This window comes from Pedobacter sp. Leaf216, from assembly GCF_001421515.1.
In the GTDB taxonomy this organism is placed as follows: Bacteria; Bacteroidota; Bacteroidia; order Sphingobacteriales; family Sphingobacteriaceae; genus Pedobacter.
The window spans coordinates 318,482-331,047 of sequence record NZ_LMKM01000023.1 but is presented as its reverse complement, the minus strand read 5'-3'; the positions used below and the strand labels follow the sequence as shown (position 1 = coordinate 331,047).

The window sequence follows — 12,566 nt, the reverse complement described above, 5'->3', positions numbered from 1 at the left end:
CATTAAAGAAATGAAAAAACATATTTATAAAGTATTGGCCCTAAGCACTGTTTTAAGTTTGGGTGCCTGTAAAAAAGATTTTTTAAACCAAAGAAACCCCAATGCCATTGCTGTAGAAAATTATTATAAAACAGAAAACGATGTATTGCTGGCGGTTAATGGTGTTTATCAATCGTTAAGAAGCAGCAACACCCTGGGCGAAAACAGCGGTTTGTTTACTGATGAGCGTTCGGATGATGCGGGTAGGAACGATAACCAGAGTAATGCAGGTGAACCTTTCCAGTTTAATGATTTTTCACTTTTACCTAGTAATTCCTATTTAAAGACCCATTGGTTAGCACTTTATGAAGCCATTGGAAGAACCAATGTTTTGCTTACCTCTATTGATAAAGTGGCTTTTGCAAATGCGGCTACCAAAGAAAATTATAAAGCTGAGGCCAAGTTTATCAGGGCGATTATGTATTTCGAACTGGTAAGGAAATGGGGACCGGTGCCTGTGGTAACCAAACAGCTTAGCACGCCCGAAGAGGTTAAGGAAAATACTTTCCGCGTACCTGAAGCGGATGTATATAACCAAATTGTATCTGATTTAAAAGATGCCCTAAATAGTACGTTGCCGAATTTCCAAACAGGAGCGAACGTAGGCAGAACTTCAAAAGCGGCAATAAACGCCTATTTAGGAAAGGTTTATTTAACCATGGCTACTACGCTTACGGCAAATAAAACAGAAAACCTGAGCAATGCCAATACTTACTTAACGGCAGCTTACAACATGAAAGCTTTCGGAAACCTATCAGAAATTCCGTATACCGATGTATTTGATGTGGCGAAGAAAACAACCTGTAAGGAACTGATTTTTCAGATTTCCAATAAGCAGGGCGATATTAACTTTAGTTCGAGCATTGCTGCAAACAACCAGGCCAAAGGCGAAACCATCAATTCGCTTAAGCCATCTACAGGGATTGGTGGCAATGTAAAACTTGATCTGATTAATGAATACGAAACAAGCGATTTAAGAAAAGATTTCTCTGTTAAATTTGCCAATGATCAGATTGTAAAAGACTGGTTTATCACCAAATTCCGCGATGTGAGTCAGCTAGCAACAAATGCGGGTTATGGCGGTAACGACTGGATTTTAATGCGTTATGCTGATGTGATTTTAATGCTTGCGGAAGTAAATATGTTGCAGGGCAATGATGCAGTGGCTATTCAGTATTTGGATATGGTAAGGGCAAGGGCAGGAATGCCATTATATGCGGTAGCCAAAACAGATGCCGGTTATGCTGCTAAATACCCAACGTTGAAACTTGCCATTTTACACGAGCGCAGGGTAGAGTTTGCTTTTGAACACCAGAGATGGTTTGATTTAATCAGGAATTTTACTGCTGCGGAGTTGGTTACTTATCTAAAAGCGAAACCACAATCATCGTACGGTATTGCCAAACTGGCCAATGTAACTGCAAAAGACAGGTATTTTCCTATTCCATTTGATGAGGTGAAATTGGATCCTGTTAAAATGTACCAGAATCAAGGTTATTAAGTATGTTTTGATATCGGGAAAGCGGACTATCGTTGATCAGTCCGCTTTTTTAATATTTTTTTAGCGAGCACTTAAATGTTAGCTTCTTGTGCGTTTAGTTGGATATTTTCTCCTTAGAGGTGGAGTTTTGAAGTCGCAGTAGATTTTATGTTAATAGTTACTTTGGGCCCCATTATAAATTCGCTTTGAATAGTCTTTGACTCCGCTTACACCTGTAGGCGACCAATTAAACAATATCAAATATTAAAAATTAAGGGGGCAGGGCTTTGCAATGTCCACGAATCCAATGTTATGAAATGTACAAATGGAGTTTAGGGATCTACCTTTTTATCTGCAAGAGTTAGAGCAGTTTTGAGGCATGGATGTTTGTTTTTTACTATGCTGCTGCCCTGCAAAATTGTTTGTTCAATAAATCGGGCAGGTTTAAGCATTGGCGCAGACCAATCCGCTTCAGCTCAGGTGGAAAATATTTACAGTAAAGAAGTTAACAACGCGTATTTTTCACCGGGTGCCAAAATCTTTTTTGAGCAGCAAAACGCTGAACTCTGCGCTTTTATGCTTCATCAGCTTTTTGATTAAATGTACCATGCCTTAGTAGTTTTAAAAATGGGTGCACTATGAAGTACATGTTACCAAAATGCTACTTGTTTAATTGTTGCTGATAAACTCACTTGGCGTTTTGCCGAAAAATTTTTTAAACTCTGAGCTAAAGTATTTCCTATCGCTAAAGCCTACGGCATAAGCAACTTCGGTGATGTTGCCTGAGCCTTGTTTTAATAATTGTGCGGCCCTTTTAATGCGGAGTGATTTAATAAAATCGTTTACGGATAGATCAGTCAGTGCCCTTATTTTTTTGTAAAGTACAGGTTGGCTCATGCCAATTTCTAATGAAAGTGTGGGTACATCAAAATCAGGATCGGCAATGCGATCTTCTATCACCTGGATAATTTTATTTAAAAAGTTTTGCTCGGTGGTATTAATGACCATATTTTTCGGCTCGAGCGTAATTACCTGTGCAAACTTCTTTTTAATGATTTCTCGTGCATTTAAGAGGTTCTGAATGTTAAGTTCCAGTATTTTTAGGTTAAATGGTTTCATGATATAGGCATCTGCACCGTTTTCGAACCCGTTTACCTGGTGCACATAGGCCGACCTCGCTGTTAATAATACCACAGGGATATGGCTCGTTCTTTCGTCGGTTTTAAGTTTCCGGCACAGTTCCAAGCCATCCATCACAGGCATCATTACATCGCTGATGATTAGATCGGGAATCAGATCGAACGCAGATGCAAGCCCGGTTGCTCCATTTTCCTCTTCAAATATCTTGTAATTTCCGTTTAAGGATTGTTTGATAAATGTTCTTACATCTTCGTTATCCTCTACCAGTAAAATGCTGTGTTTTTTCTTAATTTCAACGGCATCAACAGCAGTGTTTGCCTGAATGGTTTGTACTGTTGCTACTGTGGGTGTGCCAAGGTTATAGTTTGTGGCATCGTCGTAATAAACATAATCTGCTATAAATTCAGACGGATCAAAATGTGCTTTTCCTGTTTTTAAGCTTACCGTAAAGCAGGTATGGCCAAATGGTTTTTCGTTCCTCGGGTAACTTTCTAAAGTAATTTCACCGTGATGCAAGGTTACAATACTTTTAGAAAACGATAAACCCAGGCCGGTACCAATGGTTGTAGTGGCGTTGGCCTGGTAAAAATTAGTGAATAAATTTGCCTGGTTTTCTAGCGGAATGCCTTTGCCGTTATCGCAGATCTGAATGTGTACGGAATCGTGTTCTTCAGTAAGTTTCAAACTTATTTTACCGTTTGCAGGCGTAAACTTAAAGGCGTTTGAAAGTAAGTTGAACAATACTTTTTCCATTTGAACTTTATCGAAATAGAGTTCAATTGTAGGCTTTGCGGTTTCGAACTGGTAATCGATATTTTTAGCAATCGCCATATTCTGGAACGCCAGAAAGATTTCTCTACAGAATTTCACTACGTCACCCGGACTAACGTGCAATGGCATTTTTCCGCTCTCGGCCTTTCTAAAGTCGAGCAGTTCGGTAACGAGGTTCATTAAGCGGTCGGCATTATTTTTAATCGGCTGTAAATCTCTGTTCAGGGCAGGATCATCTTTAGCATTTTCGATCAATTTATCAAGCGGACCAACAATAAGCGTTAATGGCGTGCGGATTTCGTGTGAGATATTGGTGAAAAACTCAAGTTTATGCTCATTTATTTCTTTTTCTTTTTTAAGTACCGCTTTAATTAATAAATAGCGTACAAATATGAAAAATATGGCAGCAAAAATGCAGAAATAAACCAGGTATGCCCACCAGGTAAGGTAAAAAGGTGGATTTACGGTAATGATGATCCGGCGTATATTGGCCCCCGGAATGCCATCATTGTTAACGCCCCTAACCATAAAAGTGTAATTGCCCGGTGGCAGATTGGTATAAGCTGCAGTTGGTACATTTACATCGTTCCAGCTTTTTTCAAAGCCTTCCAGCTTATATGAAAAGCGGTTTTTTTCAGGTTTTATAAAGTTTAATAAGGCAAAACTTAAACTAAAAGTATTTTGATGGCTGGAAAAAACCAGCTGATCTTTTGAGTCTATATTTTCATCAAGCAGGCCATCTTCGGCATTGATTTTTATGGGTTTGTTATCAACTTTTAAACCGGTTATGACCATTGTTGCGGCCTTGTTGTTAGTTTGTATGCGGTTGGGGAAAAAGCTGATGAAGCCATTATAACCGCCAAAAAACATTTCGCCGTTACTGCTTTTAAAAAAGGCATTGGTATTAAATTCATTTCCCGGCAGTCCATCGGCAACGGTATAGTTTTTAAAGGTTTTGTGTTCGCTGTTAAACATACATAAACCGTTGGCGGTACTTACCCATAGGTTGCCATTGTCATCTTCTAAAAGGCCCAGTACATTATCGTTTGGCAAACCATTTTTAACAGTGTAGTAAATTACTTTATTCGTTTTTTGGTTGTACTGCACCAGCCCCCTGTTGTTGGTGCAGATGTAAACTTCTTTATTTTTTGTTTCGGCAATACCGTTTACATAATAATCCAAAGGTTTTTTTGTTTTTGCATCGCACAGGGTGTAAAATTCGTTTTTCTCAATGTTGTGAATGCTAAAACCGCTTGTGGTGCCAAAGTAAACGCGATCGGTTATGGTAAGAGCCTTAACTATTGCTGCGTTTGAAAAAACGGCGGGAAGCTGAAAGGTGTAAAAAACTGTTTTTTCGGGATTCGAAATTTTAATGCCGTTACGCTGGGTGGCTACATAAAGGTGGGCATTTTTATCTTCGGCCACGGCAGTAATCTCATCGGGCACATCTTCCTGTTTCGCACTAAAATCGAAACGTTTAAAACTGTTGTTGCTGCTGTTGTAAACGTTAAGTCCGCCAGAGTGTGTGCCTATCCAGAGTTTACCGGTTTTATCGAGTATTATTTTTTTAATCAGATTGGATTTGATCGAATTGCTGCGGCCATCGTTTTTAAAAGCAGTAAATTTTTTTGTCAGCTTGTTAAAATAATTTAATCCGCCGCCCTCGGTTCCAATCCACAAATTTTGATGTTCATCTTCTGCGAAAGCACTTACCACATTGTTGTTAACGCTTGAGGTATTTTTGCTGGTGCTGTAAATGGTGAATGCGGTGGTATAGGGATAGTTTATGTTAACACCGCCAAAATAAGTGCCCACCCAGATAGAGCCATTCTGATCTTTGTATAACCGGTGTACGGAATTTTGCGAAAGGCTTTTTTTGTTGTCGGGATCGTACTGCAGGTTGTTACAGGTAAAGTTCTGGGTGTCCATTACGCTGATCCCATCCAATGTACCTATCCACAATTTACCGGCATCATCTAAAGCCATGGTGCGGATGGTGTTGTTTACGAGCGAATGAGGCTGATTATCGGAATGTTTAAAATTTTGAAAGGTATTGGTAGTGGGGATGTACAAGTTCAAACCATTATCCTGGGTACTAAACCACAGTTTGTGCTGGCTATCTTCTATAATACCGGTGATGTAATTTTCGCTGATATCGCCAGCTTTGCCCTCATTTTTAAAAACAGCGGTTTGATAAGTACCGTTTTTAGCGGTCATTTTTAATAGGCCGTTAGAGGTACCAATCCAGATATTTCCTTCACTATCCTGCTTTATGGTTCTGATGTTATGGTATACTTTATCTTTAAAAAAAACCTTGATCTTTTTAAGGTTTCCGTTTACAAGTAAATTTAATCCGTTGAGTGTGCCAAGCCAAACATTTCCATTTTTATCTTCGGTAATGCAGTTAACCATATTGTTGCTAATGCCATTTGGACCTGCAGCAATGCGTTCGAAATTATCCGTTCTTTCATTGTACTTATTTAAGCCAGCATCAGTACCTACCCATAAGTTATGATGCGAATCAGAAAGTAGGCTTACAACGTAGTTATGCGATATGGAAAGGGGATCGGCCTCCAAAAATTGATATACTTTTATGTTGTAACCATCGTAACGGTTTAAGCCATTCCGCGTACCAAACCACATAAATCCTTTTTTATCCTGGCATATGGCCAGTACTGAAGTTTGCGACAGGCCTTTTTCTATACCAAGGTGATCAAACAGAATGGGTTGCTGGCATTTTCCGGGTGTCACAAATCCTAAAAACAGGGCTGCACAGCACAAATATTTTAGGAAGGCTTTGGGCATGGGATAATTGGTTATAGTTGTTATTGGCAATCTAAATTATGGTTTAAAAGCATTTTTGCCAAATATTTAGAATTTTACCCCTAAATGTTTAGAAAATTATACCCCCAAAAAATGGGCTATGCTATAAGTTTGTTCTGCGGTGAATGCTTTTTTAAAGCTAAACCTAACAAACAGACCCGATAACCAATTTAACCAACAATTATGAGTAAACTCTACATCCCGGGAGGAGCAGGCACGCCGGTGTATGCACATCTTTTCCCTAAGCTTTTATTATTACTCACTTTCTTCCTGCTTGGCCATGTTACTGTTTTTGCCCAAAGCAAAACCGTTATTGGTGTAGTTACCGATGAAAGTAAACAAACAGTGCCCGGTGTATCGGTAAGTGTTAAAGGAAGTAAAACCACCACACAAACAGATGCTGATGGCCGGTTTAAAATTCAGGCACTGGCAACAGATCAGTTGGTGTTTAACTATGTGGGTTATGCTGCCCAAGCGGTAACGGTTGGCACGCGCAGCACGGTTAATGTGGTGTTAAAATCTTCTGTTACGGGTTTGAGCGATGTTGTGGTTGTGGGCTACGGAACAACCAAAAGGGCCGATTTAACAGGTGCTGTAGGCTCAGTAAACATGAAAGATCTGGAACAGGCTCCTGTTAAATCATTCGACCAGGCGTTGGCCGGCCGTGTAGCGGGGGTACAGGTATCAACCAGTGATGGCCAACCGGGTGCAACGGCAAACATTGTTATCCGCGGTGCCGGATCTATCTCGCAAGATAATTCGCCGTTGTACGTTATCGATGGTTTCCCTTCAGAAGATGCCAATGCAAACTCCATCAACCCTTCTGATATTGAAAGTATCGATGTGTTAAAAGATGCTTCGGCAACCGCCATTTATGGTGCGCGAGGCTCTAACGGGGTTGTACTCATTACCACCAAAAGGGGCAAGGCAGGCAAACCACAACTTAGTTATAACGCCTATTACGGCACGCAGAAATCGCCAGAAAAAATTCCGGTGATGAATGCCTTTGAGTTTGTGAAATACGTGAAAGAACTGAATCCTGTTTTTGCGGATTCTGTGTATTTAAAAAACGGTGTTACCATAAATGATTACCAGAATGTTTCGAGCCTTGATATGCAGGATTATATTTTTCAGAACGGGCAGAACCAAAACCATGATATTGCCTTGAGAGGTGGAAATGATAAAACGACCTACTCTATTTCTGGTAACTATAACAACCAGAAAGGGATTGTAAAGTATAGTGGATTTAAACGTTACCAAGGCCGTTTTGTGCTCGATCAAACGGTTACCGATAAATTAAAAGCAGGCGTAAACGTAAATTATGCCTATAGCGAAACTTTCGGTACACCGATTTCTGCAACCAATTTTTATGCATCTTCGGTACTGTTGTATTCAGTTTGGGGCTACAGGCCTGCTGCGGCAATTTCGGGCAGAGATCAGAATACAGATTTGCTTGATTCGTTTTACGACCCTACAAACGAGCTGGCAAATAACCAGGATTACCGTGTAAATCCTTTAATCAGTTTAGAAAACCAGAAAACCATGTATAAAACCACCACTATGGTTGCCAATGGTTATGCTGAGTATGCTTTTACACCAAAATTAAAATTGAGGGTAGCCGCAGGGATAACAAACGCCAATACCGAAACCAATATTTTTAATAATGCTTTAACACAATCGGGCAGTAAATGGAATTCATCAGGACCTAACGGCACCTATGCCACCAGCCCCGCTTTTAACTGGTTAAATGATAACACATTAACTTATAAAAACACTTTTAATAAGGACCACAACTTAACAGTTTTAGCGGGGTACTCTGCACAGCGGAGCAAAAGTTCTTACCGCTCTATTTATGCCTCGCAGATTACCAATGAAAGTTTGGGTATTGATGCGCTTGATTTAGTGCCGGCAGCCAATACAGTGGTAAATTCGCGCAGCTCGGTTTGGACCCTGCAATCCTTTTTAGGTAGGCTCAATTATGATTTTAAAGGCAAGTATTTGTTAACGGCCAGTTTCAGGGCAGATGGATCGTCGAAGTTTGCCCCGGGCAAGCGTTGGGGCTATTTTCCTTCGGCATCTGCCGGATGGCGTTTCAGTCAGGAATCTTTTCTAAAAGAAGCCACCTGGTTATCTGATGGTAAACTGAGGATTGGTTACGGCGAATCTGGCAATAACCGTGTTGGCGATTTTGCTTACCTGCCTCAGCTAAACCTGGGCAATACACAATATTGGTACTCATTTAACGGGAAACCTGTAGCCATTGGCTCGGTAATTACAGCATCGGGCAATTACGATTTGCAATGGGAAACAAATACACAAACCAATATCGGTTTGGATCTGAGCTTTTTTAAAAACCGCCTTGGCTTAACCGCCGATGTTTATAAAAGGGTAACCAACGATTTGTTGCTGAATGCGCAGCTCCCTTATGCAAGTGGGGTACAAAGCGGAACGGGGTTTAAAAACATTGGTAGTTTAGAAAACCGCGGTTTGGAAATTACCCTGAACAGTACAAATATTCAGACCAAGAATTTTCGCTGGACGAGTAATTTCAACATCAGCTTCAACAAGAACAAAATTCTTGAATTAACCGAGGGGCAAAACTCATTACTTGCAGGTTCTGGTACATTTTTTAATACCACCTACACCAGTTTATCTCCATATATATCCGTTAAGGGCCGTTCAGTTGGCGAAATGTACGGGCTGATTTTTGATGGCGTTTACCAGTACGCTGATTTTGATAAAATGCCTAATGGTACATTCCTGTTAAAACCAAATGTTACCACCAATGGCTCAACCAGAACATCAATACAGCCTGGCGATATTAAATACAAAGATTTAAATGGTGATTTGGTGGTAAACAATAACGATTATACCATTATAGGTAGGGGGTTACCGATCCATACGGGCGGGTTTAGCAATAATTTCAGTTATAAAAACTGGGATCTGGGTGTTTTCCTGCAATGGTCTTACGGCAATAACATCATCAATGCCAACCGTTACGTTTTTGAAGGCGGTATTGTAACCAATCCAAACCTTAACCAGTACGCTTCGTTCCAAAACCGCTGGACGCCGGGCAACCAGAACAACGACCTGTTTAGGGCGGGTGGAATGGCTGCCGCAAATTACTCATCTAGAGTGGTAGAAGATGGGTCGTACCTGCGTTTAAAAACCGTTCAGCTGGGCTACAATTTTGCTAACAAAATGCTTAAAAGTATTGGTTTATCGAAACTGCGTTTAAATGCCTCGGCCCAAAACCTGTTAACCGTTACCGGTTATACCGGGCTTGATCCTGAAGCTTCATCGCGGCCGAGCAACCTTACCCCGGGTTTTGATTATGGCACTTACCCACAGTCGTTCACAGTCACCTTTGGTTTAAACGCAACATTTTAATCACCATTAAAAAATAAAACAATGAAAAATAAATATATTCTGGCTTTTTTATTTGTGATGGCATTATCATCATCATGCAAAAAATTTTTAGATACTGAACCAACAGATTTCTACAGCCCATCTAATTATTACGAAACAGCAGATCAGTTGCAGGTGGCACTTAACGGTATTTACAGCAATATGATGTATGAGCGGATGTACGGGCAGGTATTGAACTTTAATTTTGTAAGCGCAACTGACGAAATGTTGCCGAACCGGCCGGTAAACGGCGAGGCACGTGGTTTATACTATTCGTACGATGCCGGGCATGCTTATGTTGCCGATGTTTGGCGCTGGCCGTATTTGGGCATTAACAATGCAAATGTGTTGATTGATAACATTAACAAGCCAACAATGGATGAAAAACAACGCGGTTACATTAAAGGCCAGGCTTTGTTTTTAAGGGCTTACAATTATTTTATCCTCACTACAAATTTTGGTGCAGTGCCGGTAATTCTGCATAGCCCGGGTATCGCCGAAACCAATATTCCGGCTTCACCGCAGTCAGCAGTTTATGCGCAGATTGTTACCGATTTGAAAGAAGCCGAAACCTTATTACAAGGAAGAACGGCCACAAGCCTGGGTTATAACGACCAGGTAACCATAACGGCTGTACAAGCCATGTTGGCACGCGTTTACCTGTATTGGGCGGGTTATCCAACCAATGATGCCACTAAATATGCCGATGCGGTGCTGTATGCTGATAAAGTAATCAGCTCTGGCTTACATGGCTTAAATCCGGATTATAAGCAGGTTTTTATCAATTTGTGCCAGGATAAATATGATGTAAAGGAAGATATTTTAGAATGGGGATCGGCAGGGGCTGCTGCGGGTGTAACCAATAAAACAGGTAACGATATCGGAAACTTTGTGGGCATACAATCGGCTATTCTTACCGTTAACGGCACTTTCGATCCCGCATCTTATTCGGCAGTTGGCTGGGTACAAACCACCAAAAAGTTATTTGATAGTTACGAGGTAGAGCCAACAAGCACATTGGTAAACAAAGCGTCATTAGATACGAGAAGAGATTGGAACTGTGCTGATTTTATCTGGACGGTAAATACAACCACTGGCGTGAGGAGTAAAACAGAAAAGCCAAGTCCATGGCAAATGATGTGTGGTAAATTCCGCCGCGAATACTGTCCGGAAGCTTCAAGGAATTTAGGTAGTTACAATATCAATTGGCCTGTAATCCGTTATTCGGATGTGCTATTGATGAAAGCAGAAGCCGAAAATCAGGTTAACGGTCCAACGGCTGCCGCTTACGATGCCATTAATCAAGTGCGGAAAAGGGCTTACGGAACCATGTATGGTAATATTGTAAAAAATATTACGGTAGTAAACGGAGGTTCAGGTTATAGTGCTGCCAACCCTCCTGTGGTAACCATTAGCGGCGGTGGCGGCTCGGGTGCTACTGGGGTAGCGGTAGTATCAACAGGAGGCGTGGTAACCGGAATTAAATTAACCAGCAGAGGGAATTTAACAGCTGCAGGTCCGTATTTTACCAGTGCACCAACGGTGAGCATTGCTGCACCAACTACTGGAGTTACTGCAACAGCTACAGCAAGCATTACAAACGGTAGCGAATACCTTTTAACACCAGGACTGAACAAAGCCGATTTTCAATTGGCGATTAGAGATGAACGTATGCGCGAGTTATGCTTTGAGGCCTACCGCAAGGCCGACCTTATCCGTTGGGGCAATTTTGTGGGCGATATGCAAAACTTTGCCAACTACGCTGTAGCCAATGGCGTTTCAGCAACAACAGGCAATGCGGTCGGTTATAGCGGAATTACCGGAATCACCCAAAGGCATGTACTGCTCCCGAAACCAACCTACGAGTTAAACCTAAATAAGGATTTAACTCAAAACCCAGGATATTAACCAAATCAAAAATGAAAAAGAAGATGAAATATCTATTCAATATAGGTTTGCTTGCACTTTTGTTTTTTACCGCATGCAAGAAAGACCTTACAACAGATGCACCAACCGCTGGCATTAACCTTATTAATGCACGTGCCGCCATTGGCGATACACTGGTTTTTAAACTGGGCGATACCTGTAAGTTTGCGCTAGATGGCTATGCCGATAATATTGCTTTTTGGGGCGGTACCCCAGGCAATAAGTACGAGTACCGAGATAGGGCAATGGCGCAGGGCCTACCAACGCTATCTTTTACGAGTACTGCCCAGTTTGGTACACAAACCAATACTTTGCAGGTTCTGGCTACCAACAGGCTGCCCTCAAGAGATTCAGCAACGGTTGTAAATGCAGCGTGGACAAACATTACAGCCCGTACACCTTTGGCTACGAGTGCCACCGCAGTAAATACAGGCAATATTAATTTAGCTGATCTGGTAAGTGGTATAAATGATTCACTTTTTATTGCCTTTAAATATTCGGGCGTAACAGGCTCAACACAGCGAACCTGGACCATTACCAATTATACGGTAAACAATGTATTGGCCGATTATAGCTTTAACTTAAGTTCGTTAGCGAGTGATAATGCATACTGGACACGTTATGGCAACGTTTGGACACCTGCTAGCGCGCGCTGGGTAGCCACTACCACAGCGCTCACCATTGTAGGTGGCGCGGCTACACTTCCAACAAACACCAGCTGGATTGTAAGTAAGGCATTGTATGTTGGTCGCGTTTCTCCAGATATTGCAACCGCCACGGTTAAAAACATAACCGCATCTGCTACCACATCATACGCTTATAAATATGCTGCTGTAGGTAAATACAAGGCAACTTTTGTGGCTTATAATGTTAATCCCAACCAAAGTAAATCAACAATAAAAGAATTTAATATTAAGGTTATCCTTTAACATCAAATGCGGCTGCTTAACCAGTTTAATGCCAGCCGCATTTACAAAAT

Annotated in this window: 5 protein-coding genes; 4 read left to right on the top strand and 1 reads right to left on the bottom strand. The window is 41.2% G+C overall.

From position 1 onward, the window contains the following. Positions 1 to 10 precede the first annotated feature (10 nt). Positions 11 to 1,540, top strand: a complete 1,530-nt coding sequence (locus tag ASE74_RS16740; RefSeq protein ID WP_055912003.1) for a RagB/SusD family nutrient uptake outer membrane protein — start codon at positions 11 to 13, stop codon at positions 1,538 to 1,540. Positions 1,541 to 2,188: 648 nt separating this feature from the next. Here the strand turns inward: ASE74_RS16740 and ASE74_RS16730 are convergent. Then, entirely contained in the window at positions 2,189 to 6,235 is a 4,047-nt protein-coding gene (locus tag ASE74_RS16730) for a hybrid sensor histidine kinase/response regulator transcription factor (RefSeq protein ID WP_055911401.1), read from the bottom strand. 201 nt (positions 6,236 to 6,436) lie between these two features. On the opposite strand from ASE74_RS16730, the gene ASE74_RS16725 reads away from it, so the two are divergent. The 3 genes from ASE74_RS16725 to ASE74_RS16715 are packed head-to-tail and all read left to right on the top strand — an operon-like array spanning position 6,437 to position 12,516. Continuing rightward, on the top strand, positions 6,437 to 9,643 hold the full coding sequence (locus tag ASE74_RS16725; RefSeq protein ID WP_082458820.1) for a TonB-dependent receptor: 3,207 nt from the start codon (positions 6,437 to 6,439) through the stop codon (positions 9,641 to 9,643). A gap of 21 nt (positions 9,644 to 9,664) precedes the next feature. Then, the gene (locus ASE74_RS16720) at positions 9,665 to 11,569 is read left to right on the top strand and encodes a RagB/SusD family nutrient uptake outer membrane protein (RefSeq protein WP_055911399.1); all 1,905 of its coding nucleotides are present in this window, start codon (positions 9,665 to 9,667) and stop codon (positions 11,567 to 11,569) included. A gap of 11 nt (positions 11,570 to 11,580) precedes the next feature. Further along, positions 11,581 to 12,516 carry a DUF5017 domain-containing protein gene (locus ASE74_RS16715; protein WP_055911397.1) on the top strand — a complete coding sequence of 312 codons (936 nt, stop codon included), beginning with the start codon at positions 11,581 to 11,583 and terminating at the stop codon, positions 12,514 to 12,516. The last annotated feature ends 50 nt before the right edge of the window (positions 12,517 to 12,566 follow it).

Bases quoted from the DNA above. Each gene is read 5' to 3' on its own strand.
- ASE74_RS16730 (WP_055911401.1), bottom strand. From the start codon at position 6,235: ATGCCCAAAGCCTTCCTAAAATATTTGTGCTGTGCAGCCCTGTTTTTA.
- ASE74_RS16725 (WP_082458820.1), top strand. From the start codon at position 6,437: ATGAGTAAACTCTACATCCCGGGAGGAGCAGGCACGCCGGTGTATGCA.
- ASE74_RS16720 (WP_055911399.1), top strand. From the start codon at position 9,665: ATGAAAAATAAATATATTCTGGCTTTTTTATTTGTGATGGCATTATCA.
- ASE74_RS16715 (WP_055911397.1), top strand. From the start codon at position 11,581: ATGAAAAAGAAGATGAAATATCTATTCAATATAGGTTTGCTTGCACTT.
- ASE74_RS16740 (WP_055912003.1), top strand. From the start codon at position 11: ATGAAAAAACATATTTATAAAGTATTGGCCCTAAGCACTGTTTTAAGT.